The organism is Streptomyces sp. CNH287, assembly GCF_000424825.1.
Window position 1 is genome coordinate 554840 of the sequence record NZ_AUKQ01000004.1, and the last position, 25119, is coordinate 579958.

Annotated in this window: 23 protein-coding genes; 7 read left to right on the forward strand and 16 right to left on the reverse strand. The window is 75.2% G+C overall.

Features of this window, described 5'->3' with window-relative positions:
• Positions 1-5 precede the first annotated feature (5 nt).
• From H299_RS0105690 to H299_RS0105710, 5 genes are all read right to left on the reverse strand, one after another.
• Positions 6-2564, reverse strand: a complete 2559-nt coding sequence (locus H299_RS0105690) for a polysaccharide lyase family 8 super-sandwich domain-containing protein (RefSeq protein WP_027747619.1) — start codon at positions 2562-2564, stop codon at positions 6-8.
• Positions 2565-2661: 97 nt separating this feature from the next.
• A complete protein-coding gene (locus tag H299_RS0105695; RefSeq protein ID WP_027747620.1) occupies positions 2662-4680 on the reverse strand; it encodes an ABC transporter permease in 2019 nt (672 codons plus the stop codon).
• On the reverse strand, positions 4677-5471 hold the full coding sequence (gene modA / locus H299_RS0105700) for a molybdate ABC transporter substrate-binding protein (protein ID WP_027747621.1): 795 nt from the start codon (positions 5469-5471) through the stop codon (positions 4677-4679). The genes H299_RS0105695 and modA overlap by 4 nt, the downstream gene beginning before the upstream one ends.
• Positions 5472-5703: 232 nt before the next feature.
• Positions 5704-6096, reverse strand: coding sequence for an SCO5389 family protein (locus H299_RS0105705; protein WP_027747622.1), 393 nt, complete (start codon positions 6094-6096; stop codon positions 5704-5706).
• Positions 6097-6255: 159 nt separating this feature from the next.
• Positions 6256-7218 (reverse strand): nucleotide-binding protein, encoded by a 963-nt coding sequence (locus H299_RS0105710; protein WP_027747623.1) that lies wholly within the window; start codon positions 7216-7218, stop codon positions 6256-6258.
• 300 nt (positions 7219-7518) lie between these two features.
• Here H299_RS0105710 and H299_RS0105715 point away from each other — a divergent pair, with 300 nt between their 5' ends.
• On the forward strand, positions 7519-8661 hold the full coding sequence (locus H299_RS0105715) for a lactonase family protein (protein ID WP_027747624.1): 1143 nt from the start codon (positions 7519-7521) through the stop codon (positions 8659-8661).
• 111 nt (positions 8662-8772) lie between these two features.
• Positions 8773-10377, forward strand: coding sequence for a phosphatase PAP2 family protein (locus tag H299_RS0105720; RefSeq protein ID WP_051262145.1), 1605 nt, complete (start codon positions 8773-8775; stop codon positions 10375-10377).
• 154 nt (positions 10378-10531) lie between these two features.
• Here H299_RS0105720 and H299_RS0105725 read toward each other — a convergent pair whose 3' ends face one another.
• A complete protein-coding gene (locus H299_RS0105725; protein WP_027747626.1) occupies positions 10532-10939 on the reverse strand; it encodes a RidA family protein in 408 nt (135 codons plus the stop codon).
• Positions 10940-11021: 82 nt separating this feature from the next.
• Between H299_RS0105725 and H299_RS0105730 the strand changes: the two genes are divergently transcribed.
• The 3 genes from H299_RS0105730 (at position 11022) to H299_RS0105740 (ending at position 12883) form a co-directional block, all read left to right on the forward strand.
• On the forward strand, positions 11022-11666 hold the full coding sequence (locus H299_RS0105730; RefSeq protein ID WP_027747627.1) for a TetR/AcrR family transcriptional regulator: 645 nt from the start codon (positions 11022-11024) through the stop codon (positions 11664-11666).
• A 40-nt stretch (positions 11667-11706) separates the two neighbouring features.
• The gene (locus H299_RS0105735; RefSeq protein WP_027747628.1) at positions 11707-12171 is read left to right on the forward strand and encodes a GNAT family N-acetyltransferase; all 465 of its coding nucleotides are present in this window, start codon (positions 11707-11709) and stop codon (positions 12169-12171) included.
• 181 nt (positions 12172-12352) lie between these two features.
• Positions 12353-12883: a GNAT family N-acetyltransferase gene (locus H299_RS0105740; RefSeq protein ID WP_027747629.1), complete on the forward strand. Its 531-nt coding sequence runs from the start codon at positions 12353-12355 to the stop codon at positions 12881-12883.
• Between the two features lie 232 nt (positions 12884-13115).
• Here H299_RS0105740 and H299_RS0105745 read toward each other — a convergent pair whose 3' ends face one another.
• Complete coding sequence (locus H299_RS0105745; protein WP_051262175.1) at positions 13116-13847, reverse strand: HAD family hydrolase; 732 nt, start codon at positions 13845-13847, stop codon at positions 13116-13118.
• Here H299_RS0105745 and H299_RS0105750 point away from each other — a divergent pair.
• Positions 13846-15039 (forward strand): lactonase family protein, encoded by a 1194-nt coding sequence (locus H299_RS0105750; protein ID WP_486587160.1) that lies wholly within the window; start codon positions 13846-13848, stop codon positions 15037-15039. The genes H299_RS0105745 and H299_RS0105750 overlap by 2 nt on opposite strands.
• 110 nt (positions 15040-15149) lie before the next feature.
• Here the strand turns inward: H299_RS0105750 and H299_RS0105755 are convergent, their stop codons facing one another.
• The gene (locus H299_RS0105755; protein ID WP_199782395.1) at positions 15150-16076 is read right to left on the reverse strand and encodes a hypothetical protein; all 927 of its coding nucleotides are present in this window, start codon (positions 16074-16076) and stop codon (positions 15150-15152) included.
• 143 nt (positions 16077-16219) lie between these two features.
• Positions 16220-17281, reverse strand: a complete 1062-nt coding sequence (locus H299_RS0105760; protein ID WP_027747633.1) for a BadF/BadG/BcrA/BcrD ATPase family protein — start codon at positions 17279-17281, stop codon at positions 16220-16222.
• A 197-nt stretch (positions 17282-17478) separates the two neighbouring features.
• Here H299_RS0105760 and H299_RS0105765 point away from each other — a divergent pair, with 197 nt between their 5' ends.
• Entirely contained in the window at positions 17479-18156 is a 678-nt protein-coding gene (locus H299_RS0105765; protein ID WP_027747634.1) for a uracil-DNA glycosylase, read from the forward strand.
• A 33-nt stretch (positions 18157-18189) separates the two neighbouring features.
• Here the strand turns inward: H299_RS0105765 and H299_RS0105770 are convergent, their stop codons facing one another.
• The 7 genes from H299_RS0105770 to H299_RS0105800 form a co-directional block, all read right to left on the reverse strand.
• Positions 18190-19296, reverse strand: a complete 1107-nt coding sequence (locus H299_RS0105770) for a sialidase family protein (protein WP_027747635.1) — start codon at positions 19294-19296, stop codon at positions 18190-18192.
• Positions 19297-19471: 175 nt separating this feature from the next.
• Complete coding sequence (locus tag H299_RS0105775; RefSeq protein ID WP_027747636.1) at positions 19472-20824, reverse strand: FAD-dependent oxidoreductase; 1353 nt, start codon at positions 20822-20824, stop codon at positions 19472-19474.
• 128 nt (positions 20825-20952) lie between these two features.
• Positions 20953-21612, reverse strand: coding sequence for a TetR/AcrR family transcriptional regulator (locus tag H299_RS0105780; RefSeq protein ID WP_027747637.1), 660 nt, complete (start codon positions 21610-21612; stop codon positions 20953-20955).
• Positions 21613-21776: 164 nt separating this feature from the next.
• On the reverse strand, positions 21777-22490 hold the full coding sequence (locus H299_RS0105785; RefSeq protein ID WP_027747638.1) for an HAD-IA family hydrolase: 714 nt from the start codon (positions 22488-22490) through the stop codon (positions 21777-21779).
• A complete protein-coding gene (locus H299_RS32405; protein ID WP_051262147.1) occupies positions 22487-23215 on the reverse strand; it encodes a phosphatase PAP2 family protein in 729 nt (242 codons plus the stop codon). Before H299_RS32405 ends, H299_RS0105785 begins: the two co-directional genes overlap by 4 nt.
• A 33-nt stretch (positions 23216-23248) precedes the next feature.
• Complete coding sequence (locus H299_RS0105795; protein WP_027747639.1) at positions 23249-24190, reverse strand: M56 family metallopeptidase; 942 nt, start codon at positions 24188-24190, stop codon at positions 23249-23251.
• 291 nt (positions 24191-24481) lie between these two features.
• Positions 24482-25096, reverse strand: coding sequence for a DUF5134 domain-containing protein (locus H299_RS0105800; protein ID WP_027747640.1), 615 nt, complete (start codon positions 25094-25096; stop codon positions 24482-24484).
• Positions 25097-25119: the final 23 nt, after the last annotated feature.

Consider the following 25119-nt stretch of genomic DNA (forward strand, 5'->3'; position numbering starts at 1 on the left):
AGAGCCTAGCGCAGTGTCGCCGTGAAGCTCCGGCCGTAGGCCTGGTGGCAGTTGACGTCGATACGGGTGCCGCCGTGGGCCCGGCGCACCCTGACCCCCTCGTCCGCCGTGACCTTCCGCATCCGGCGCCCGCGCAGGACGACCGTGACGTTCTCCCGCTGCGTCGTCGGGTCGGCGACCGCGACCGAGACCGTGCCGTCGCGCGACTCGCGCAGGATCACCGACGCCGGCCCGTCCAGGATCAGCCGCCCGGCCCGGTGCCTGCCCGGGGTGAAGGAGTTGGCGGCAAGGACGCCCAACTCCCGGTGCCGGACGGCCTGTACGCGCACGGTGTTGACCAGTACGGACACCGGCCCGCGCCGGTAGGCCCGCAACTGGCCCTCGGAGGCGTTCGGTACGAGCGCGTGGGCCATCGACGCCGGGCGTGCTCCGGCGGACTGCTCGACGGCGACGGAGAAGACCTGGCGGCTCACCGGCTCGGCGGGGTTGGACTGGCGGATCACTCGCCTGCTGCGGGTGACCGTCTCCAGCGAGACCGTCGGCACCTCGCCGTCCAGGAAGACGTAGCCGACCGAGGTACCCCGGCCGGTGTCGGCGTAGCGCAGCCAGTCCAGCCGTACGGGGTCGGGGCCCGGCCCGGACCAGCGCGAGCCGTCGCGGAGCCGCCCCGTCACCGCGAGGGTGTCGGACGGGTCGGCGATCCTGCTGTCCACGGTCGTCGTCACCGGACGGCCCGCCGGGTCGCCGACGCCCGCGGCCAGGACGAGGATCTCGTCGTCGAGCATGAACCACGACTTGGTGGCACGGGCGTTGCGGTAGGCGACGAAGTCGTCGGGGAGGGTACCCGCCCGCTTCGCGGCGTAGGCGGCGTCGTCCGACAGGATCATCCCGGCCGCGCCGTAGGTGCCCAGGGCGGCGCCGCCGCTGTACGCGTTGGTGCCGCACGGGAAGTAGACGTAGGTGTTCTGCGACTCGGACGAGGAGGTGAACCCGCGCTCGGGGTTGTCGTACCACAGCTTGCCGTACAGCTCGGGGACGGTGCGCCGGGTCTCCACCGGCGCGGTGACCCCGGCCAGCCGGTACGGCGGGACGGCCGTGTAGTAGTCGACGCCGAAGTGCCGGCGCTGGTCCTGCCCGGGCAGGTACAGGTAGTGGGCGCCGTCGCCCTGGAACCAGGGGATGAGGTTCTCGCCGCTCATGTACTCGTACTTGCTGATCCGGCTGGAGCTGCGCGCCAGGGCGAAGGTGTAGCCGGGGCGGCGGTGCACCGTCCGCTCCATCGCGTGGAACGCCTGGTGGGACTCGGCCGCGTTCAGGTCCCGGGCCGGGATCGAGACGTCGGCCACGATGTCCGCGTGGCGGGCGATGCTCACCGGCGAGACGAACTCGGCCGGATCGGGGGCGGCCTTCGAGCGCTCCCTGACGAACTTCACGTACCCCTTGAGCGCGGTGGAGTCCGCGCCGCGCGTCAGCCCCGAGAGGTCGACCACGGCCTCCGCGACCTCGGCCACGTCCCCGTAGCCGGTACTGGTGCGCGACCGCCCCCGGCCCTTGACGATCTCCATCATCCAGCCCTCGAAGATGACCGGCGCGAACGCGTCCCGCACCCAGCCGTGCACCACGCCCGCGAGATCGCCGCCGGGCACGTACCGGGTGCCCTCCAGGATCTTGAGCGTCTGGACGACGCGGGTGAGCAGGTTCTTGCCGTAGGCGCCGGTGTAGGCCACCGAGGCGTGCTGGATGAAGGAGCCGTCGGCGTAGAAGCCGTCGGTCACGCCGTGCCGCAGGTGGTACGGGTCGACGGTCGCGAAGACGGTCAGCTGGTCGGCGAGGGCCTTGCTGACGCGGGCGTCGTCCTGGAGCAGCGCCCCCTGCAGGACCCGGTTCGTGGTGATGTCGGCGAGGTTGGCGCCGGTGTGGAAGCGGGAGTCGAGGTCGACGTCGCCGTCCTTGCCGTTGCGCAGGTAGGCGTCCATGGAGGCGACGTAGGCGGCAGTCAGCTCGGGGCGGTACGCCGTGAGCGCGTCACCCAGCAGCACGAAGGTCTTCGTCACCTGGGCGGGGATGCCGATCTCCCAGTTGAACCAGTTGCCGTAGTAGCCGCGTGCCTGGTCGCCGAAGTACTCGTCGTGCAGCCGGACCAGGGTGTCGGCCACCCGGTGCTGGGTCGGCACGCTGCCGCGCAGCGTGGACTCCCCGGGGCCCGGCGCAACGGTCGCCAGCGCGATCTCGCAGAGGTAGCGGTAGCTGGTGAACAGGTTCGTGTCGCTGGTGCCGAGCGGGAGGCCCGCGAAGACCTCACCCTGCCCGGCGCCGTCGAGCGCGGCGAGCCGCGCCCGTGCCGTCGACTCGATGGCCGCGAGCCGGTCCGCGACCTCGGGACGGGCGTTGGAGTCGGCGGTGCCGGCGAAGACGGCGAGCGTGTTGCGGATCAGGGCGGCGTGGTCGGCGGCGGAGCGCGGCGGGGCAGGGCGGGCCTCGGCCCGTGCACGCAGCGGACCCGCGGCGGTCAGCAGCGCGGTGGCGGGGAGCACGGACAGCACGGCGCGGCGCGAGAGCGGCACGGGAAGCTCCAAAGCTCGGCAGGAAAGCGCTTGCTGCGCATCAAAGCAACGACCTGTTCCGCTGTCAACGCATCGCGTCGAGCCGTGCGCGGACGCCTTACAGGGGTACGAGTGCCGCCTCGGTGGCCTTCACCACGGCCCACACCGGCGTGCCGTCGCCCAGGCCGAGTTCGGCCGCGGCCTGCGGGGTGATCTCGGCGACCAGGTCGGGCGCCTCCGCCGAGGTGATCAGGACCCGCAGCCGGCTGCCGCTGGCGGTGATCTCCCGTACCGTGCCGGGCCAGGCGTTGCGCGGGCTGCCCGCGGGCCGCTCCCGGTGCACGGAGACCGCCTCCGGCGCGATCAGCCCGAGCGCTGCCCCGCCGGCGGGCAGCGGGTCGGCGGAGACGAGCACGCCCCCACCGGGCAGCGCGAGGCCCCGTGCGGTGGTAGTGCCGGGCCAGGCGTTGCGGCCCAGCATCCGGGCGACCCAGGGGGAGCGGGGGTGCCGGGTGACCTCGGCGGGCGGGGCGTCCTGCACCGCACGGCCGTCCTCCAGGACGAGAATCCGGTCGGCCAGCGAGACGGCCTCCACGGGGTCGTGGGTGACGAGCAGGCAGACGCCGCCGAAGCCGTCGAGATGCGTGCGCAGGGTGTGGCGCACCCGGGCGCGGGTGGTCTGGTCGAGTGCGGCGAGCGGCTCGTCCAGCAGTAGGAGGCGCGGGCGCGCGGCCAGCGCCCGTGCCAGCGCGATGCGCTGCGCCTGGCCGCCGGAGACCTCGGCCGGCCTGCGGTGCGCGAGATGCCCGACGCCCAGCCGGTCGAGCCAGCGCTGCGCGTCGCGCCGGGCCTCGGCGCGCGGGACCCCCTGCGCACGCGGCCCGTAGGCGGTGTTGGCGAGGGCGCTCAGGTGCGGGAAGAGCGCGCCGTCCTGCGGCACCCAGGCGACGCCGCGGCGGTGCGGGGGCAGGTGCGAGACGTCGGCTGCGCCGAGGCGGAGCGCGGCGTACGAGCGCGGGGTCAGGCCCATGAGGGCGCGCAGCAAGGTGGTCTTCCCGGCGCCGTTGGGGCCGACGACGGCGACGGTGGTGCCCGGCGGCGCGTCCAGGGCGAGCTGGTTGAAGCCGGTGAGTTCGGCGTGCAGGGACCAGCGCTCCCGCGGCGGCGCGGGCTCGCCGGGGTGCGCGGCGTGTGGTGCGGCGTCGTCCTTGGGCACGTCTCCGCGGGGCGTGCCGTCCGGGTCGTGCGCGCCGCGCCGGTCCCCGTCGTCGGCCGGCGCGGCGCCGGGCGCGTGCGGGCGGTCGCGGACCGGCCCGCCCGTCCAGCGCCCGCGCAGCGCGACCAGTACGGCCATGGCGGTCGCCAGCAGCAGCAGCGAGACGGAGGTGGCGGCCTGTGGCGACTCCTGGAGCAGCAGGTAGACTTGGAGCGGCAGGGTCTGGGTGGTGCCCGGCAGGTTTCCCGCGAAGGTGATGGTCGCGCCGAACTCGCCAAGCGCCCGCGCCCAGGTGAGCGCCGCCCCCGCGGCGAGTCCCGGGGCCACCATGGGCAAGGTCACGGTGAAGAACACCCGCAGGGGCGAGGCGCCGAGCGAGGCAGCGGTCTCCTCGTAACGCGGTTGAAGCCCGTTGAGCGCGCCCTCGAGGCTGACGACCAGGAAGGGCATCGCGACGAAGGTCGCGGCGAGGACGGCGCCGGAGGTGTGGAAGGGCAGGGTGACGCCGAAGGTGTCCTCCAGCCACGGGCCGAGGAGCCCGCGGCGGCCGAAGGCCAGCAGCAGCGCCACACCGCCGACGGTCGGCGGCAGCACCATCGGCAACAGGACCAGCGAGCGTACGAGCGCCTTGCCGGGGAAGTCGACGCGGGCCAGCAGCCAGGCCAGCGGCACCCCCAGCAGGAGCGAGAGCCCGAGCGCCCAGCCGGAGACCAGCAGCGACAGGCGCAGCGCCTGGGTGGTCTCCGGGCTGGCCAGATGTCCGCCCAGCCCGCTCCAGGAGGTACGCGCGAGGATGCCGGCCAGGGGCAGCGCCAGGAACGTAACGGCGAGCAGCGCGGGGACCGCCAGCGCGAGCGGGGCGCGGCGGCCCGGCGTACGGGGGCCACGGGCGCGGCGGCCGAGGGTGCGCTCGGTGGTCACGGCTGCTGGAAGCCGCCGTCCGCGAGGATCTTGCGAGCCTCGGGGCCGGACAGCCACTTCACGAACGCGCGGGCGGCCTCCGGGTGTGCGGAGGCCGCCAAGGTCGCCGCCGGGTAGCGGGCGAGGGCGTTCTGCGCGGTGGGAATCGCGACCGCGTCGATCTTGCCGGGAGCGGTGGCGGCGTCCGTGCGGTAGACGAGTCCGGCGTCGGCCTCGCCCAGTTCGACCTTGCTCAGGACGGCGCGCGCGTTCGGTTCCTGGGACACCGGCTTCACCTCGATCCCCCGGGCGTCCAGGATCTTTTGGCCGTACCGGCCGACCGGCACCTCGGGCGCGGCGAGGACGACCTTCACGTCCGGGTCGGCGAGGTCCTCCAGGCCGCGGATCTTCTCGGGGTTGCCCTCGTCCGTCGCGATGACCAGCCGGTTGGTGGCGATGACGGTGGCGGTGCCGGTGTCGCCGCCGAGGCCGTCCATGGTCTCGGTGTCCGCCGTGACGAGTGCGTCGGCGGGGGCGCCCTGGGTGACCTGGGCGGCCAGCTCCTGGGAGCCGGCGAAGGAGAAGGTCACCTTCGTACCCGGGTGCGCCCTCTCGTACGCGCGGCCCGCGGTCTTGAAGACGTCGGTGAGCGAGGACGCCGCCAGCACGGTCAGGTCGGCCGCCGGCGGGCCTCCGGCGGAGTCCTCCGCCTCCGCGTCCGTACCGCCGCACGCCGCCAGCGGGACGAGCAGCGCTGCCGTCACTGCGGCGGTCGCGCCGCGACGCACGGCGCGGATTCGAGTGCGGGGCATGGGCGGGCTCCTCGGGGACGCGGACAGGGTCGGCCGCCATCCGGATGGGGCCGCACATGCGTCAGAGTATGGCCCGCTCATGGAGCAGCTGCAAAGTAATACGGATGATTACCCATGCAGGTGCGCACCACTTGGGATGAACTGCCGGAGGCGGCGAGGGCCTCCGGCGCGGCGGACCTCCCGCGCGGCCCCGGCACGCGCGGCGCTCGCGCGTGCCGGGCCGCCCCGCCCCTCAGCAGTCGCGGAACTCCGGCGACTGGTTGAGGATCTGCGACCGCTGCGAGGTGAAGCGGGTGTGCGTCTCACCGCCTCGCGCCTCGGGGTGGAAGACGGCGACCCGGTGGCAGTTCATGAAGGCCAGGGTGACGCCGAAATGGCGCTCCAGGCTGCCCCGGATCGCGTCGCTGGAGAGCGCGCGCAGCAGTTGGCCGCGCTCCTTCTCCGAGGGCGGCGGGGTGTGGTTGTCGGCGAACTCGGCCTTCCCCTCGCGCAGTTGGCCGACGAGCCCGGCCACGAGGGTGTAGGCGTAGGGCAGTGAGACGCGGACGGTTTCCACGAAGTCCTCTTCGCGGACCTCGCCGCGTTCGGCTTCGGCGAGCAGCTTCGGGGGGACGTCGAGTGACATGTGAAGGGCTTTCTGTGGAGTGGGTCGGTTCGGTGGTGCGCTTGCGCCGGTAGCGGTGGTAGGGCACCGGCGGAGGGACCGGGCCTGCGGTTGGCGCGGGCCGGGGGAGGGCGGGACAGTCAGGCCAGGGGGTCGGCAAGGCCGTGAAGCCCGGTGAGGTCAGGAGGAGGCGGCCGAGAGCGCGGCCGGGCCGTGCCGGAAGTCCGGGTCGACCTGCCCGGCGAGCCGTGTGCCCGCCGCCTCGTCCCCCTGCGCCGCCGCGTTGCGCAGGTGGAAGGTGACCGCGTGCCGCTGGAACGCCGCCCAGTCCTTCGGGCGGGCGTCGACCGCGCCGCGCAGCTGGTCCAGGGCCCGGACGGTGTGCGCCTCGGGCTCGCCGCCGGTGCGCCCCTGCTCCCGGCCGCGTACCCAGGGGGAGTACCCGCAGCAGGCCAGCAGGTCGTCCCCGACGTGCTCCTTGAGGAAGAGCAGGTCGTCCTCGCCCGTGACCTTGTTGCCCACCACCGCCACCGGGATGCCGAACTCGCGGGCGTGGTCGCGGTACTGGCGGTAGACGGAGATCCCCTTGCGGGTGGGCTCGGCGACCAGGAAGGTCAGGTCGAAGCGGGTGAAGAGGCCGGAGGCGAAGGCGTCGGCCCCGGCCGTCATGTCGACCACGACGTACTCGCCCGCGCCGTCCACGAGATGGTTGAGGTACAGCTCGACCGCGCCGAGCTTCGAGTGGTAGCAGGCCACGCCGAGGTCGCTCTCCTCGAACACGCCGGTCACCATCAGCGGGACGCCGCCCACCTCCTGGACGTGGCAGCCGTGCACCGCGTCGTCCCCGAGCAGCCGCAGCAGCCGCGAACCCGCGCCCGGCGGCGTCGTCTTGACCATGGCGGCGGCGGAGGCGATACGCGGGTTCGTGCCGCGCAGGAACTCCTTGATCTCGCGCAGTCGGGCGCCGAGCGGCGGTGCGCTGAAGGGCTCACCGTCACCAGGCCCCAGGGCCTCGGCGAGGTGCTGGTTGATGTCGCCGTCGATGGCGAGGACGGGCGCGCCGGAGCGCGCCAGCTGGCGGGCGAAGAGGGCGGACAGGGTGGTCTTGCCGCTGCCCCCCTTACCGACGAACGCGACGCGCACGGTCAATCACCGGCCCAGTTGAAAATGAATGTCATGTCGCCAGATTCGCCGAGGTGCTGACCCTCTGTCAAGTCGGCGCGCCCGGACGGAGGGCGAGGCGGCAGGGGTGCGGGCCGCCGGTCGGCGGCCGGGGCGGGGGGTGTGGTCTGGACCTGCCGGGTGGGGGCGGCATGCTCTTGGCAGAGACATGCCATATCCCCCCATCGAGAGGCCCCAGCCGTGCCGTCACACCCCCCACAGGACCACCGGCGTGCCCCCGCGACCCCGGCCGGCGCCGGCCGCCGCTCCTTCGTCGGCGCCCTGGGCGCGGGCCTCCTGGGCACCGCCGCACTCGGCGCCGTGCCCGCCGCCCACGCGTCCCCCGCTCCGTCCGCCGCCCCGCGCCCCGCCCGGCACCCCTGCGGCGCCTCGCGCACCGTCTACCTCGGCACGTACGGCGGCGGGATCGTCGCCTGCTCCTACGACACCGCCACCGGCGCGCTGACCCGCACCGGCGGCTTCGCGGCCGTGACCAACCCCGACTTCCTCGCGCTCAGCCCCTCCGGTGAGGTGCTCTACTCGCTCGACGGCGGCGGGCCCGAAGGCGGGGTGCGCGCCTTCGCCATCGGCGCGGACGCCGCCCTGACCCCGCTCGGCCAGGTGCGGTCGACCGGCGGCCGGGGCGTCACCCACCTGTCCGTCCATCCCGGCGGCGGCCACCTGCTCAGTGCGAACTACACCTCCGGCAGTGTCGCCGCGCACCGGATCGAGGCCGACGGCAGCGTCGGCGAACGCACCGGCTTCGTCCAGCACACCGGCTCCGGCCCCGACCCTGACCGCCAGAGGGGGCCGCACGCCCACCAGATCGTCACCGGCCCGGCGGGGGACTTCGTCCTCGCCGTCGACCTGGGCACCGACTCCGTCCACACCTACGCGCTCGACCCCGGCAGCGGCGCCCTCCAGCACGTCTCGGAGGCCAAGTCGGCACCGGGCGCCGGGCCGCGGCACCTGGTCTTCCACCCCGCGGCCCCGTACGCCTACGTGGCCAACGAGCTGGACAGCACGGTCACCGCCTACGCCTACGACGCCGCCTCCGGCGCGCTCACCCGGGGGGACAGCTGGTCCACGCTGCCCGGCGGCGCAGACCCCGGCGCCAACTACCCCTCCGAGGTGACGATCTCCGCCGACGGCCGGTTCGTCTACCTCTCCAACCGTGGCCACGACAGCGTCGCCTGGTTCGCGACCGAGGCGGGCGGCGCGGGCCTGCGGCTGGCCGGCACGGTCCCGTGCGGCGGCTCCTGGCCCCGGCACATCAGTCTCTCGCCGTCGGGCGGGCTGCTCTTCTCGGCCAACGAACGGGCCGGGAACGTGGGTACGTTCACGGTGGACGCGGAGTCCGGTGCGCCGGCGCCCTCCGGCGCCCCGTTCGCGACCAGCTCACCGGGGTGCGTGCTGCCTCTGTGAGGCGCCGGGGGGCGCGGGCACGGGCGGCCGAGTGTGCCGGATCACTCTTGGTCCGCGCCGGAGCGGGTACCGTCACCGCACGTCAGTACCGCGCCGTCTGCGAGGAGTGTCATGGGAACAGCGGTCACAGCGGCCCGCTTCGACGGTGTCGGCGGCCCGCCCGACACCGCCCGGTGGATACCGCACGCCCGCCGGGTCAGCGCCTGGGACCGCCGCGCCTTCCACGGCGTGGCGTCCCGGCATCTGCCGGGCGCGGACCGGGTGCTTCCCGGGCTCAGCCGCGCGGCCAACCACGGCGGGCTGTGGTTCGCGATCGCCGCCTCGCTGGCGGCGGCCGGCACACCCGCGACCCGCCGCGGCGCACTGCGCGGAGTCGCCTCGCTGGCGGTGGCCTCCGCCGCCGTGAACACCCTGGGCAAGGGCGCCGTGCGGCGGGCCCGGCCGCTGGCCGACGCCGTACCGCTGATCCGCAGGCTGCACCGGCAGCCGGTCACCACCTCCTTCCCTTCCGGCCACGCGGCCTCAGCCGCCGCGTTCGCGGCGGGGGTGGCGTTGGAGTCGCCTCGCTGGGGCGCCGCGGTCGCCCCCGTCGCCGCCGCGGTGGCCTTCTCCCGGGTGTACACGGGCGTCCACTACCCCAGCGACGTGCTCGCCGGTGCCGCGCTCGGCGTCGGCGCGGCACTGGCCGTACGGGGCCTGGTGCCCACCCGCTCACAGCTTCCCGCCCCCGCCCGGCCGCTCGCGAGCGCCCCGGCCCTGGGGGACGGGCGGGGTCTCGTGCTGGTGGCCAACACCTCCTCCGGGCAGCGCTCCGCCGACCGGGGCGGGGCCTCCCAGAGCGGCTCCGACGACGACGCCGCAGCGCAGCCCCCGGTCCTCGCCGCCCTGCGCGCCGCCCTGCCGGAGTCCGAGATCATCGTCTGCGACCCCGCCTCCGGAACCCTCGTCCAGACCCTGGAGGAGGCGGCGGAGCGGGCCGCCGGGCTCGGCGGCGCCCTGGGCGTCTGCGGCGGCGACGGTACGGTGAACGCCGCCGCCACGGCCGCCGTACGGCACGGCCTGCCGCTGGCCGTGCTGCCCGGCGGCACCCGCAACCACTTCGCGTACGCGCTCGGGGTCGAGCGGGCCGAGGACGCCTGCCACGCCGTCCGCAACGGCGAGGCCGTCGCCGTCGACCTGGCCCGCTTCGCACCCGGCCCCGGAGACCCCGAGGGCGCCTCCGGATACTTCCTCAACACCTTCAGCCTCGGCTCCTACCCGGAGCTGGTGCGCATCCGGGAGCGCTGGGCGCCGCGGCTGGGCGCCTGGCCCGCCGGGGTCCTCGCCGCGCTGCGGGTGCTGCGTACGGCCGGGCCGGTGGAGGCGGGGCTCGGCGGCCGGCAGCGGGCGATGTGGCAGCTGTTCGTCGGCAACTGCTCCTACCGTGGATTCGCCCTGGCCCCGGTGCGCCGCCACGACCTGGCCGACGGGCTGCTGGACGTACGGGTGGTGCCCGGGGGCAGGTGGCCGCGCACCCGGCTGTTCGCCGCCGCGCTGACCAGCGTGTTCGGGCAGTCCCCGGTGCACAGCACCGCCCGGCTGCGGCGACTGCGGATCACCGGCATACCGCCGGGCACGCACCTCGCCTACGACGGCGAGGTCGCCCCCGCACCCGGTGAGCTGATCCTCGACAAGTGCCACGAGGCCCTGACGGTCTACCGCCCGCTGCGGCCCTGAGCGGGAGCCGCGCACACCGTCGGGCGGGCGGCCCGACCCGACCCGGCGCGCCCGCCGGGCGGGCGGGTCCGGCGACGCACGGGTACCTCCCGGCGACGCGGGGGAGAGGCGCGGGGCCGGGCCTCGCGGGCCGAGGAGGACCGCCGGGACGGAACTACGCGAGGACCGCGGTCGCCTCGACCTCGACCAGGAGGTCGGGCTCTCCCAGGGCCGCGACGCCCAGCAGGGTGATCGGCTTGACCGGGTCGATGCCGAGCTTCGCCGCCGCGCGGCCCACCCCCTCACCCAGCAGCGGCATCTTCTCGGGCTTCCAGTCGACGAGGTAGACGGTCAGCCTCGCCACGTCGTCGAAGGTGCCGCCGACCGCGGCCAGGGCGGTGGCGATGTTGAGATAGCACTGCTCGACCTGCGCGGCGAGGTCCCCGTCGCCCACCGGCCGCCCGTCGGCGTCGCGCGCGACCTGCCCCGCGAGGAACACCCACTTCGATCCGGTGGCGACCGACAGCTGCCGGTAGACCTCGGGCTTCGGCAACCCGTCGGGGTTGACCAGTGTCACGGACATGGACCGCCTCTTCCTCTTGTCGTCGAGGGCGGCAGGAGCCGCACCCCGTTTAAGCATAGCAATGCTATGTATTATGAGGCTCATGGCGAGGACGAAAGATCCGGCGGTCCGCTCCCTGCTGCTCGACCGGGCCGCGCAGATGCTGCGGACGAGGCAACCGGTCACGCTCCGCACACTGGTGGCCGGTACCGGCGTGTCCACGATGGCCGTCTACACCTACTTCGGCGGCATGGACGGCCTGTGGCGGGCGCTGCGGCAGGAGGGCTTCGTCCGGCTGGCGAGCGGCCTCGCGGCCGTCCGGCCCTCCGCGGACCCTGTACGGGACCTCGCCGCGCTGGGGGCGGCCTACCTGTCGCACGCGCTGGCGAGCCCGGACGTCTACCGCGTCATGTTCGACGCGGGCTTCGAGCTGGAGGATTCCGCAGCCGCGGACGAAACCCTGCACTGCCTTGTCGCCACCGTCGAACGGGCACAGGCGGAGGGCCGCTTCCACGGCGGGGCCGACCCGCTGGCGCTGGCGACGCAGAGCTGGGCCATCGGCCACGGACTCGCCTCACTCGTCGCCACGGGCCCCCTGCCGCATCAGGCACTCGCGCACGGCGTCCCCCTGCTCACCGCGCTGTTCACCAGCGCGGGCGACGAACCCGCACGATGCCGGCGATCGGTGGAGCGCGGCTGGGCACCGATGCCCCCGGCCGGTCCGGGCGCGGAGGACCGGACCGGCTAGCGCCGCGCAACGGTCTCCCTGTTCGTGCCAGACTGCTGGGATGATCGTCAGACTCGCAGGAGATGAGGATTTTCCTGGCTTTCTCGGCCTGGCGGCCCAGGTGGAGCACTGGTTCGGTCCGATGGTCGGGGACGGCGGTTTCCAGGACGCGGTGCGTGAGCATCTGCGTCGGTCCAGGGCGCTCGTCGCTGTCTCCTCGGGGTCGGAACTGCTGGGCGGACTGCTCTTCGGAGCGGAGGCGTCGACGTACCACGTCCACTGGCTCGTCATCTCGGAGCAGGCGCGGGGGAAGGGCGTCGGCCGTGCACTGATGTCGGACGCGATGCGCAGGTGGGTGCGGGGCCCGGGCAACGTCGAGGTGGTCACCTTCGGGGCCGACCACCCCGGTGCCGTCGCCAGCGGCGCGCGGGTCTTCTACGAGCGCCTGGGCTTCGCCCCGGCCGAGGCGGCCGATCCGGGACCCGAAGGCGGGTCCCGGCAGATCTACCGCCGCGCCGTCACCTGACACATGCGAGGGTGGGCCCAGGCGGTCACCGCTCGTAGGCGCTGGCCGTCAGCGTGACCGCTCCGCCAGCCGATGCATCGGCGGAACACGCTGCCCTGTTCCTCGTGGTCGGCGTGGTCGTGCGGTACCGCGGTGGACCCGTGCGAGAGTCTGTCCGCCGGGGGGACCTTAGACTCCCGCCGTGAACGACGCCACAGACGGGTTCCGGACCAGACCGGTCAGTACGGCTGACGCGCCGGCCGTACTCGACATGCTCGACGCGGCCGTGGTCTGGATGAACGAGCGGGGCAACACCGAGCAGTGGGGCACGACGCCGTACTCGCGGCGGCCCGGCGGGCAAACACGGGTCCAGCGGTACCTGGGGCAGAACGCTCCCTTCATCGCGGAGCTGGGCGCCGCCTCGGTCGGAGCCCTGGTGATGGACTCCGGGCCCAGCCCGGAGCTGCCGATCACACCGGCCGGGGAGCCCGAGCGGTATGTCCGGCTGCTGGTCTCCGACCGACGGCGGGCCGGCCGGGGCATCGGGGCGAAGCTGCTCGCTCATGCCGTCGACGAGACGCGGCGTGCGGGCGTCGGACTGCTGCGGGTCGACTGCTGGGCAGGTGGCGGGGGAGAGCTGGTCGCGTTCTACGAGCGCAACGGCTTCACCCCCACCGAGCGCTTCCTGTCCGGGTCCTGGCCAGGGCAGGTGCTGACCAGACGGGTGGGCTGACGGACCGGACCGGACCTTGTGCTCTACCGGGAAGGGCAGCACGTCAGGGGCAGTTCCACCTCGTGGTCATGGGATCGGATCGCGTCGACACACACCCCCCGGTCGCGGCCTCGGCGTCCGCGCACCTGAGCCCCTCCGCCACGGAAACGCCCACGGAAACGCCCACGGCACCGACGAGCGGCCGGTCCCTCTCGTGCTCAGCCGCAGGCCCGGGACCCCTTCCCGGTCAGCGTTAGCCGGCGTCGGGCACCGGCCCGCCGCCCGGGGTGCGAATCCACTCGTACGCCCGCCGCGCGTCGAACTCCCGCTGGCCGCCGGTGAAGAGCAGGCCCGCGCCCCGGAAGCCGTCCGCACCGGCCGACGCCGCGACGTACGGTACGGCGACGCACCGCATCCCCGCCCGCCGCGCCGCCTCCGCCCCCGGTGCCGCGTCCTCCAGGGCGACGCACGTGCGCGGAGCGGCGCCGAGCAGGCCCGCCGCCGCCAGGTAGACGTCCGGCGCGGGCTTGCCCCGGGGCACCTCGTCGGCGGAGACCCAGCGGGTCAGCATGGTGTCCAGCCCGGTGCCGCCGAGGACCGCCGCGATGGCGGACCGCGAGGAGCCGGAGGCGACCGCCAGTGGGTGTCCGCCGGCGTGCAGCAGCTCCACGAGCTTGCGCATCTGCGGGAAGACCTCCATCGAGGTGCGGGCGAGTTCCAGGTAGACGCTGTTCTTCCGGGCCAGCAGCTCCTCCACGGGGGCGTCGATGGAGTGCCGTGCGCGCAGCGTGCCCAGGGTCTCCCGGGTGCCGATGCCGATGAACTCGGTGTGCTCCTGCCAGCTGAAGCCGGGCACGCCGTACTCGGCCAGGACGCGGCGGCCCGCCTCGTAGTAGTGGGGCTCGCTGTCCACCAGCGTGCCGTCGAGGTCGAAGATCACCGGGGGCGGCCCGGTGGCGAGGGCGGGAGCGGGGGAGTGGCGCATGCCGTCCAGCATGCCAAGGCCCGGCGGCATCGGCGTCGCGGACGGGCCGTGGGGTGCCCGGGCGGCGGCTGCTACCGTCGGCGTGATCACCGACGTCGGCGGAAGAGGTGCCTGGGCAGTGAGCAGCGACAGCCAGGGACACGGGCGGGGACGGACAGCTGGGAGCCGGGCCTACATCGGCTCGTTCACCTCGGCCGGCGGCCGGGGCGTCACGACCGCCGCCGTCGATCCGGACACCGGCGCGCTGCGCGTGCTGCGGCACACCGAGACGGCCCTGCCGGAGCCCTCGTACCTCGCCCTGGGCCAGGGCCTGCTGTACGCGGTGTGCGAGACGGCGGACGGAGCGGCGGCCGTGCTCTCCCTGGAGGACCCGGACCGGCCCGCCCTGGTCGGCGGCCCGGTGCCGGTGGGGGGCGCCGCCCCCACCCACCTCACGCTCGCCGCCGGGCGGCTCTTCACCGCGAACTACACTTCCGGGAGCGTCAGCGCGCTGCCGCTGCGTGCCGACGGCACGCTCGGCGGCGGTCACGCGATTGCCTACCCGCACCAGGGCAGCGGCACCGACCCCGAGCGCCAGTCCGCGCCGCACGCGCACGCCGTGGCGGCCGACCCCTCGGGCCGCTGGCTGCTCGCGGCGGACCTGGGCACGGACTCGGTGTGGGTCTACGGCCTCGACGCGTCCGGCGGCGAGGTCCGCCCGCACGCGGAGGTGGCGCTGCCGCCGGGCAGCGGCCCCCGGCAGCTTCGGTTCCACCCCGGCGGCGGATACGCCTACGTCGTGGGCGAGCTGGACTCGACGCTGACGGTCTGCCGCTGGGACGACCGGACGGGCACGCTGGAGCCGGTCGGTGCGCTCCCGGTGCTGCCCGCGGGGGCGGAGGGGCCCAACTACCCCTCGGAGCTGGTGGTGCGCGCGGACGGCCGCCACGCCTGGGTGGCCAACCGCGGGCACGACAGCGTCTCCGTCCTGGAGATCGACGCCTCAGGCGGAGCGCTGACGCTGACCGGCACGGTCGCCTGCGGCGGCCACTGGCCGCGCGGCCTCGCCCTCCACCCCTCGGAGCGCTGGCTCTACGCGGCCAACGAACGGTCCGGCGACCTCACCTGGTTCGCGCTCGACGAGGCCACCGGCATGCCCCGCCGTACGGGGTCGACCGAGGCGCCGGCCGCCTCGTGCGTCGTCTTCGGCTGACGGTGCACGAGGCGGCCGGTCCGGGGAGGCCAGGCGGGCGGTGAGGCACAACGGCTGCCGGACGGGCGGAACAGTTCGGGGGGCTCTGCGGCAGGGCCCGGCCCGCTCGCTCAGCGGGCGGGCATCCCCTGCGCCTGCTGCGGCAGTCCCAGCTTCGCCCCGTACGCCGAGGCGACCAGCTTGCCCAGCGCCGGATAGGGGCCCAGCGGCTCGGCCGACGCGCAGCCCGCCTCCTGGGCGGCGGCCTCCAGCAGCCCCGCCGGGACCTCGGGGCCGATCAGGCAGGGTGCGACGGCGAGCTGCTGGGAGCCGGAGTCGCGCAGTTGGTCGGCGACCCGGGCGATCGCGCCCTCCTCGTCCAGCCCGGCCGCGAGCACCGGCACCGCCAGCCGCGCGGCCAGCAGCATGCCGGTGATTCCGGCGGCCTGCACGGCCTCCTCGCCGCCCAGGGTGGCCAGCACGATGCCGTCCGCCGCCGTCGTCACCGTGAACAGGCGCGCGCGGTCCGCGCGGGCCAGACCCGCCTCGGAGAGCTTGACGTGCACCGCCTCGGCGAGCAGGGGATGCGGGCCGAGCACGTCCGTCAGCTCCGCCCCGGAACCGCTGTTGAGCACCGCCTGCCGGATCTGCCGCATCCGGGCCGCGTCCGGACCGGCCAGCAGCGGCACGACCACGGCCACCAGGTTCTCCGGAGTGGGCGGCACGGCGTCGGCGGGTACGTCGCCCGCGGCCTCCGCAGCGGCCGAACGCTGCGCCGCGGCCTCGGCGAGCACGCTCTCCAGGGACGGGAACTCGTCGTCGCCGCCCTCGGCATAGCCGATCCGCGCGTCCAGGCCGGGCAGCTCGGAGCGCGCGATGCTCACGACCTCGGCGGCCAGCCCGCGCGTCGTACCGGTGGGCTCGCCGGGGACGGCCAGCACCAGCGCCGGAGCGTCCTCGGGGGCGACGACGGGCTCCGGCCGGCGGTGCCGCCCGGACTGGCGGGGACGGGGCATTCGTACAGGCAGGCCATTGCCCGGCCCATTGGGGGAGCTCATATGCCCGCATGTTAATGCCTTGGCGGGCCGCACTGTTCGGGCGGGGAGGTACCGTCCGAATTTGTCTGTTCCATCCCGCGTGTCGAACGGCCCCGCTCCTCGCTGCGCACGGCGGGCGGCGCAGGTCAGCGGCCTGCGGCAGGTCAGTCCACGGTGAGCAGCGCGGGGTCGGCGGGCAGCCGCAGCGAGCCGTCGGTGAGCCGGGCGGCGACCAGCACCGCGCCCTCCAGCGGATCGCTCCCCGAGATGCCGACACGCGCCTGCGGCAGCCGTACGGCAAGCTCCCGCCGCAGGGGCGCCAGCAGCACCTCGCCGACGCGGAAGAGGCCCCCGGTGAGGGCCACCTCCAGCGTCTCCGTGCCGCCGGGGGCCGTGCCGTCCTGGTCCGTGGCCGCCACGGGCGGGCAGGCCGCGGCGGCGGTGGCGGCGATCTCGGCGGCGGCCCGGTGCATGATCTCCACGGCCACCGGGTCCGGCGGCCACTCCGGCGCGCCCTTCGCGTCCGGCGGACCGCCTGCTGCGCACCGGGCGACCTCCGGGGCGAACGAGGCCAGCACCGCGGCCCGGTCGGTACGCGGGTACAGCACGCCGGGCAGTTCGCCGACCGGGCCCAGCAGCCGCTCCGCGCGCTCCAGCAGCGCGCCGGAGCCGCCGCGGCCGTCGTGCGCGCGCAGCGCCGCCTCCAGCCCGGCCCGGCCGATCCAGGCGCCGCTGCCGCAGTCGCCGAGCAGGTGGCCCCAGCCGTCCACGCGGCGCCAGCTCCGCAGATCGGTACCCAGGGCGATCGTGCCGGTACCGGCGGCCACCACGACACCGGGCCGCTGCCCGAGCGCCCCCGCGTAGCCGGTGACGGCGTCGGCGGTGAGCGCGAGCCGCCGGACGCCCAGCGCCTCCCGCAGGGCGGTGGGCAGGACCGCGCGCAGTTCCCGGCCCAGCGTCGCCATCCCGGCCGCGCCCACGCACACGGCGTCGATCCGGATGTCGCCGGGCGGCCCGTCCGCGCGGGCGTCGGCCCACAGGTGGCGGACGGCCGGCAGCAGCTGCCCCAGCAGGCGCCCGGCGGCGATCCCCGAGCCGCCGGTGGGCACCGGTTCCCCCGAGGCGCGCCCCACCGTCTCGTGTGCGCCGTCCGGGGTGACCCGGGCCAGCGCCGTGCGCAGGCCGGAACCGCCGGAGTCCACGCCCAGCACCCAGCCCCGCGTCACGACGGGTCACCGGGCCTGACCACGGGAGGCGGCGTGCCGCCGCCGCTCTCGAACAAGTGCCTGCGGGACCTCATGGGTACGGCTCCGGGGACGAGGGAGGATCGAGGAGTGTGTCGGCGGGAGCCTATCCCGCACCGGCGCGGCCGAGGAGGGAGCGCGTACCGGGCACGCTCCGGGCGCCGGTACAGTAACGGGCTGTGGCAGCACGACCGTTGAGTGAGCTTGTCGAGCCTGGCTGGGCCAAGGCGCTGGAACCGGTGGCGAGCGGTATCGCCGCGATGGGTGACTTCCTGCGCGCGGAGGTCGGGGCCGGCCGCACCTATCTGCCCGCGGGGGAGCACGTCCTACGCGCCTTCCAGCAGCCTTTCGACGAGGTGCGGGTGCTGATCGTGGGCCAGGACCCGTATCCGACGCCGGGCATGGCCGTCGGGCTCAGCTTCTCGGTGGCCCCCGAGGTGCGTTCCCTGCCGGGCAGCCTGGAGAACATCTTCCGGGAGATGCACACGGACATCGGCGCGCCCCGTCCGTCGAACGGTGATCTGACCCACTGGGCCCAGCAGGGCGTGCTGTTGCTCAACAGGGCGCTCACCACGGCTCCGCGCAAGCCCGCCGCGCACCGGGGCAAGGGCTGGGAGGCGGTCACCGAGCAGGCCATACGGGCGCTGGCGGCGCGGGGCCGTCCGCTGGTGTCGGTCCTGTGGGGGCGGGACGCCCGCAATCTGCGACCGCTGCTGGGCGACCTCCCGGCCGTCGAGTCCGCGCATCCTTCGCCGATGTCCGCCGACCGCGGCTTCTTCGGCTCCCGTCCGTTCAGCCGCGCCAACGAGCTGCTGGAGCGGCAGGGGGCGCAGCCGGTGGAGTGGCGACTGCCGTAGGCGCGAGCGCCCTGCGGACGCCGCTCCGGCGCTTCAGCCGATCACCGCCGCCCGTACGCACAGGATGTCCGGCAGGTGCCCGGCCAGCTGCTGCCAGCTGTCGCCCTCGTCCGCGCTGGCGAACAGCTCGCCGTTGCGGTTGCCGAAGTAGAGCCCGGCCGGGTCGGCGTCGTCGGTGCACAGCGCGTCGCGCAGGACCGGACCGAAGTGGGCGGACTCCGGGAGCCCCCCGGAGAGTTCCTGCCAGCTGGCCCCCGCGTCCTCGGTGCGGTGCACACGGCAGCGCCGCCCCGCGGGCACCCGGTCGTAGTCGGCGTTGAGCGGGAAGACGTAGGCCACCCCGCCCCGGCGCGGATGGGCCACGACGGGGAAGCCGAAGTCGGAGGGGAGCGTGTCGCCCACGGACTCCCACCGGGTGCCGCCGTCGTCGCTGCGGTAGACGCCCCAGTGGTTCTGGAGGTAGAGCCGGTCGGGGTCGGCGGCATCCCGGGCGATCTTGTGCACGCACTGCCCGTGGTCGGGGAAGCGCTGCTCCTCGGGCAGGAAAGCCGCCTGCACGCCGCGGTTGCACGGCTCCCAGCTCAGCCCGCCGTCCGCGGTGCGGTACGCCCCGCCGGTCGAGACCGCGATCGTCACCGCCCGCGCGTCACGCGGGTCCACCAGCACCGTGTGGAGGCCGAGACCGCCGCCGCCCGGCACCCAGCTCTCCCGCGTGGGGTGCTCCCACAGCGGACGCACCAGGGAGAAGCTCTCGCCGCCGTCCGACGAGCGGAAGAGGGCACCGGGCTCCGTACCCGCGTACACCACGCCGGGCTCGGCCGCGGTGGAGGGCTGGAGCTGCCACACCCGCTCCAGCGAGGTGCCCGTGTCCGGCGGGAAGCGCACCGCGGGCTCGGCCGGCTCCGACCAGCTCGCGCCCAGGTCGTCGGAGCGGAAGACCGAGGGGCCCCAGTGCGCGCTGTCCCCGCCGACCAGCAGCCGGGGCGCGGTGGCCGGACGGGTGTCGACGCCGACCGCGTAGACGGCCTGCGCGTTGAAGTGCGGCCCGTCCAGCTCCCAGCGCCCATGACGCCGGCCGACGGGCTTCCGGGCCAGGAAGAGGCCCTTCCTGGTGCCTACCGCGAGAAGTACATCCGTCATACCGGCCACCGTCCTGGACGCCGTTGTCCGTCTCGTGTGCGTGGGTGTGAGGTGTCGCAGCGCCGCATCGGGTGCGACACGAGGCAGTCTGCACCCTGCCACTGACAATCACGCCGAGGCGGCGGCACGGGGCGGCGCCGCACCGCCCGCGAGTGCCGCCCCCGTCAGCCGCCGGTCAGCCGCCGTCGGCGGCCGACAGCAACCCCGCCCAGTCCGGGATCTTCACCCGGGCGCGGTCCAGCGAGCGGCCCAGCGCCGCCTCCGCCGCCTCGATGGCCAGCCAGCCCGGCCACTCGACCGGCCGTCGCCCGCTTCGCCGCAGCACCTCCAGCGGGTCCCGCTCGCGCGGCCCGGCCGCGCGCAGCAGCTCCTCGGCGTCGGCCAGCAGCGAGACCACCGTCTCCTTGGCGCACGGCCGGTTGGTCCCGATCACGCCCGTCGGCCCGCGCTTGATCCACCCCGCCACGTACTCGCCGGACGCGGCGGCGCCCTCGCGCAGCACCCGGCCCGCCGCGTGCGGGACCGTGCCCGTCGAGTCGTCGAACGGCAGCCCCGCCAGCGGCACTCCGCGATAGCCCACCGACCGGAGCACCAGCTGCGCCGCGATCTCCTCGTACCGGCCGGTGCCGGTCACTCCGCCGCCGCCGTCCGGCGCCGTACGCTCGAAGCGCACGGCGCGCACCGCTCCCCGGCCGTCGTCCAGCAGTTCGACGGGCCGCAGGAAGAAGCGCAGTTCGACGGAGCGGCCGTGCGCGCGGCCGGTGCGCCGGGCCCAGTCGCGCAGCACCGCGAGGTTGCGGCGGGGCGCGGGCGGCAGGTCCTCCGGGTGTGCGTACGCCGGGTCCAGGGCCAGTTCGGACTCCCGCACCAGGGCGTCGGCGCTGGGCAGGGCGCCCAGCTCGCGCAGCTCCTTGGTGGTGAACTTCGCCTGCGCCGGGCCGCGCCTGCCCACCATCGAGATCTCCCGGACGCCGCTGGCGGCCAGACCGACCAGGGCGTTGTGCGGTACGTCGGTGTGCCGCAGCTCGGCGGCCTCGCGGGCCAGCACCCGGGCCACGTCCACCGCGACGTTGCCGATGCCGATGACCACGGCTGACCTGGCCTCCAGGGCGAAGGAGGGCGCCGCGTCCGGGTGCGCGCTGTACCAGGAGACGAAGTCGGTCGCCGAACGGCTGCCGCGCAACTGCTCGCCGGGGATGCCCAGGTGCCGGTCGGTGGCCGCGCCGACGCAGTAGACCACCGCGTGGTACATGCCCAGCAGCTCGGCGGGCGGGACGCCCTGCTCGCTGACCTCCACGCCCCCGAGGAAGCGCACCCCGGGGCGCTCCAGGACCGTCCGCAGACTGCCTTGCAGCGACTTGATCTTCTCGTGGTCGGGCGCGACGCCGTAGCGCACGAGGCCGTAGGGGCAGGGCAGCCGGTCCAGCACGTCGACCGCCACCGTACGGCCGTCGGCCTCCCGCGAGGTGAGGCCCTGGGCGGTGTACACGCCGCTGGGGCCGGAGCCGACCACGGCGACACGAAGCAGGTCTGACACAGCAGGTCCTTCCCGCCGGGGTCACCAGGATCTCACCGAAGGGGGCACGGGCGGGAGAGTGCGGCACCGGCGCGTCCGGGGGGCGCTCCGGTGCACGCGGAGTGTGGCGGGGCCCGCCGTCAGCCCTGCGCGTACGGCTCGGCGGGCAGCCGCCGCGCGGGGCGGGGCGGCTGCCCGCCGGGCGGCGGCACCCCCAGCTCCCAGTCCAGCCCGTACCGCCCGAACAGCTCGGCGCGCAGCCGGGCGAGCGGCATCGGCGCGCCGGGCAGCAGGACGGCCACCACCGCGCCCATCAGCAGGGCGCGCAGCAGCGGGTAGTCGGTGTCGGGGTCGGCCGAGCCGTACCGGGTGACGGCCCGGTGCAGCAGCATCGCCAGCCTGCGCTGCTCGTCGCACTGCACGAAGCCCTCCTGCTGGAGGATTCCGGCCATGTGGGCCCGCATCAGCACCGGGTGGTCCCGGGCGAGGCCGAGGATCGCGTCGATGGCGCGGGCCAGCGTCTCCCGGCCCGCGTCCGGCCCCTGCGGCGCCGGTTCCCGGTCCAGCGCCTCGGCCAGCGTCAGATGCATCAGCCGGTGCACCGAGGACTGGAACAGCTGCCGTTTGCCGGGAAAGTAGTAGGAGATCAGACCGCGCGCCGTACCCGCCCGGTCCGCGATGTCGCCCAAGGTCGTCGCCTCGAAGCCGTGCTCTCCGACAAGATCGACAGTTGCCTGGAGCAGTCTTTCGCGGGAGCGGCGGCGCAACTCTTCATTGACCGATGCGCGCCGAGGGGACATCCTGTAACTCCTGCGTTGACTGGCTGTGAGCCAATATACTCACGGGACTCCGGGCGCCGTCCTGTCCACCGGACGGAAACCCGGTTCAGCTGCCGATACCGGGGCGACGCGGGGGATCGTCCCGGTATCGGCGTACCACCTGCGGCGGGAGCCGCGGGGGCGGCTCACGCGGGCGCCGCCACCAGGCCGAGTACGGGGAGCAGGCCCCGCGGGCGCCGCCGGGCCGGCAGGTGCTCCACGAGATGGACGGCGCAGCCGACGGCCGCGGCCCCGCCGTCCGCGCGCGCGGAGTCGCCGACCATGAGCACCTCACCGGGCGGGTGGCCGAGCCGCTCGCAGGCCGTGTGGAAGAGCCGGGGATCGGGCTTCTGGACGCCGTGCTCGAAGGAGAGCACGTACGCGCTCACGTACCGGTCCAGTCCGTGCGCGTGGAAGACGGGGCGCAGGTCCCAGCCGATGTTGCTGACCACCCCCATCGGCACGCCCCGCCGCAGCAGCGCGTCCAGCACCCGCACCGTGTCCGGGTAGGGCTGCCACGCCTCGGGCTCCATGTGGCGCTCGTACAGCAGGTCCGCCAGGGCGTCGGGGTCCGGGCCCGGCAGCGCCGCCCGGCGCGTGAGGGCGGTGTACGCCTCCCGGTGCAGCCGCGCGCTGCGGTCGCGCTCCGCCCAGAGCCCCGCCAGTTCGGGCGGCAGCGCGCTGGGCGGTGCGCCGCCGGGCAGCGCCCCCTCCTCCTCCAGCCGCGCCGCACACCGCGCGAACTCCGGCGCGGAGAGCGTCACACCCGCCCGCGCCAACGCGGTGTCCAGCCAGCGCGTCACGGGCTCGACCCGCAGCAGGGTCCCGGAGAAGTCGAAGAGCACCGCGTGTGCAGTCATACCGTGAGGGTGCCCGACTTCCGGCGCCCCCGTACGTCCGCCCCCGCGCACGCGGCGATCGCCGCGCCCAGGAGGGCGCCCACCAGCACGTCGGTGAGCCAGTGCACGCCCAGGTAGATCCGGGTGAACGCGACTCCGGCCACGGACACGGCCGCCACGGCCACCGCCGTCCGCCACACCAGGGCCGGCACCCGCAGGCAGCGCAGCAGCCACAGCAGCAGCCCGCACACGAGCGCGGCCGTCATCACGTGACCCGAGGGCATGGCCGCGTAGTGCGCCGAGTCGACGGGCTCGGCCCACTGCGGGCGGTCCCGGTCCAGCGCCGCCTTCAGCACCTGCTGCGCCCCCGCCCCGAACAGCCCCGCGACCGCCAGCCGCAGCGCGAGGCCGCGCTCGGCGCGCCACCACAGCCACAGCACGGCCGCCGTCAGCAGCGCGCGCATCGTCCAGGTGTCCCACACCCAGTCGGTGAACACGCGTGCCGTCCTTGTCCAGCCCGGGTGGGCGAGCGCGAACTCGTGCAACTCGCGGGCGACCGACGCGTCCAGGTCCAGCAGCGGCTGCCAGCCGGCGGCGACCAGGGCGATCAGCGCCGCCCCGAGTGCGCACAGGATCGGCGCGGCCGTACGCCAGCCCCGCCGCCAGGCCGGCGGTGCGGACCGCGTCACCCCCTCGCCGCGGCCGGTTGTGGGACGGGGGCGGGGGAGCGGACGGGAGGCGGGCATGGTCCGATCCTCACGCACGGGGGGCGGGCCTGGCTAACCCAGGGTGCTGAGGCCGGGGACGAAGGCGACCAGCAGGGGCACGACGGGCACCAGCGAGGCCACCGCACCGGCCCGCAGGCGCTGCCCCACCGGCAGCCGGTGGGCGGGCGCGAGCAGCCGGTGCACGCGCTGCGGCAGCAGGGAGCGGGGCGAGCCGCACGGCCCGAACACGCCGCGGTCCTCGTTGAGTTCGACCAGAGCCATGGCGATGGTCATCCGGCCGTAGCGGCGGGAGGCGACGTCGTCGGCCGCGAGTTCGACCAGCCGGTGCACCTGGTCGCGGAAGGCGGCGAAGACCGGCACCCGGCGGAAGCCGATGGCGAGGGCGTCGGCGCTGTGCAGCAGCCAGTCGTGCCGGGCCCGGGCATGACCCTGCTCATGCTCCAGCACGGCGTCCAACTGCCGTCCGCGCAGGCGCCGCAGGGCGGCGGTCGTGATCACCAGCTGCGGTGCCGCGCCGGGCAGCCACCAGGCGTCCGGCCGCTCGCCTTCCAGCACCACCAGCCGGTCGCCCGCTCCCCGCGGCTCCTCACCGGGCAGCTTCGGCGCGCGTACGCGCAACTCGGCGCGGCGGTGCCGGCGCCGCAGCCGGGCGTCGCGGATCTCGCGCAGCAGCATCGCGCCCGTCCAGGCGCCGCCGCAGGCCAGCAGCACCGCCAGCGGTGCGGCCCAGGTCTCCAGGAGGCCCAGCCGGTACGCCTCTTCCACGCCCTGCGGGGCGGGGGCGAACACCTGGCCGCGCACGACCTGCCACGCCGCGGCGGCGGAGAGCGCCATCGCGAGCACACAGCACAGCAGGACGGCGGCCACGACGCACTGCCACACCCACAGCGCGAGCACCGGCTCGCGGTCGGGCCAGGAGGAACGGGCCAGCAGGCGCGGGGCAAGAGCTGCGGCGACGGCGCCGAGGGCCAGCAACGCGAGCGGGACCAACATGGCACCCAGACTATGCGGGGCGGACGCACCGGCGGTACGCGAACGGACGCGGAAGTGACGCATCACTCACCGGCGGCCGGCGTCTCGGGCCGGCCCGTCGTCACGGGTGGTGCACCGAACAACCTCCGGCAGATTCAGCAGTGCGGAGTTGAGGGAAGTTCCTCGCCGATGTCGGCCATGACCCGCAAGGCCGCAGACGCGGCGATCTCTGCGACTGCCATGCGTGAGCCGGAAGTCCCCGCTTCAGCCCGGGAGGGTGAGGAACCCCCTCCCCTCCGGGGAGGGGAGGATTCACAGCGTCAGCAGCATCGCGAAGGACCCGAGGGCCAGCGCGAGGCGGCACGCCTGCGCCGTTGCCGGCGCCCCTCCCGCGTCTGCGGCTGTGCCCGGGCCCGTTCCCTGGCCCGGCGGCGTTCCCAGGCCCGGCTCCGGCCCTGACGCGGCGGCGGGCGCCAGCCGGGTGCCGGTACGCAGCGCGTACAGCGCGAAGTAGACCAGCAGCGCCCCGGTGACCGCCGGTATCCCGCCGGGTGCGGCCGGGTGCCCGAGGTGCGCGCCGCCGCCCGCCGCCGCGTGCATCGCGACCGCCATGTAGGCCATCGCCAGCGCCTCCAGCACGTGGTGCAGACAGTGGGCGGAGCCTTGCCCGTGCGCGGGCGTCCCGCGGGCGAGCCCGCCCAGCGCGTACGCGGCCGTGGCCCCGAAGAGGACGGCGAAGAGCAGGGGCAGCGGGGCCGCCGCCGTGCCCGGCAGGGCCATCGCGGCCATGCCCAGGCCCATCGCGGCCTCGATCCCGGGGCCGCGCCGCTGCCCCGGGACGCCGCCGCGCACGCGCGCCAGGCAGTACGCTCCGGTCGCTCCGCACAGCGCGACCAGCAGCCAGCTCACCACGGCGGGCCCGTGCATGGGCACCTCCCCTGGCGTCCCCG

Bases quoted from the DNA above. Each gene is read 5' to 3' on its own strand.
- modA (WP_027747621.1), bottom strand. From the start codon at position 5,471: ATGCCCCGCACTCGAATCCGCGCCGTGCGTCGCGGCGCGACCGCCGCA.
- H299_RS0105705 (WP_027747622.1), bottom strand. From the start codon at position 6,096: ATGTCACTCGACGTCCCCCCGAAGCTGCTCGCCGAAGCCGAACGCGGC.
- H299_RS0105720 (WP_051262145.1), top strand. From the start codon at position 8,773: ATGGGAACAGCGGTCACAGCGGCCCGCTTCGACGGTGTCGGCGGCCCG.
- H299_RS0105725 (WP_027747626.1), bottom strand. From the start codon at position 10,939: ATGTCCGTGACACTGGTCAACCCCGACGGGTTGCCGAAGCCCGAGGTC.
- H299_RS0105730 (WP_027747627.1), top strand. From the start codon at position 11,022: ATGGCGAGGACGAAAGATCCGGCGGTCCGCTCCCTGCTGCTCGACCGG.
- H299_RS0105735 (WP_027747628.1), top strand. From the start codon at position 11,707: ATGATCGTCAGACTCGCAGGAGATGAGGATTTTCCTGGCTTTCTCGGC.
- H299_RS0105750 (WP_486587160.1), top strand. From the start codon at position 13,846: ATGCCGTCCAGCATGCCAAGGCCCGGCGGCATCGGCGTCGCGGACGGG.
- H299_RS0105745 (WP_051262175.1), bottom strand. From the start codon at position 13,847: ATGCGCCACTCCCCCGCTCCCGCCCTCGCCACCGGGCCGCCCCCGGTG.
- H299_RS0105755 (WP_199782395.1), bottom strand. From the start codon at position 16,076: ATGAGCTCCCCCAATGGGCCGGGCAATGGCCTGCCTGTACGAATGCCC.
- H299_RS0105770 (WP_027747635.1), bottom strand. From the start codon at position 19,296: ATGACGGATGTACTTCTCGCGGTAGGCACCAGGAAGGGCCTCTTCCTG.
- H299_RS0105780 (WP_027747637.1), bottom strand. From the start codon at position 21,612: ATGTCCCCTCGGCGCGCATCGGTCAATGAAGAGTTGCGCCGCCGCTCC.
- H299_RS0105785 (WP_027747638.1), bottom strand. From the start codon at position 22,490: ATGACTGCACACGCGGTGCTCTTCGACTTCTCCGGGACCCTGCTGCGG.
- H299_RS32405 (WP_051262147.1), bottom strand. From the start codon at position 23,215: ATGCCCGCCTCCCGTCCGCTCCCCCGCCCCCGTCCCACAACCGGCCGC.
- H299_RS0105795 (WP_027747639.1), bottom strand. From the start codon at position 24,190: ATGTTGGTCCCGCTCGCGTTGCTGGCCCTCGGCGCCGTCGCCGCAGCT.
- H299_RS0105800 (WP_027747640.1), bottom strand. From the start codon at position 25,096: ATGCACGGGCCCGCCGTGGTGAGCTGGCTGCTGGTCGCGCTGTGCGGA.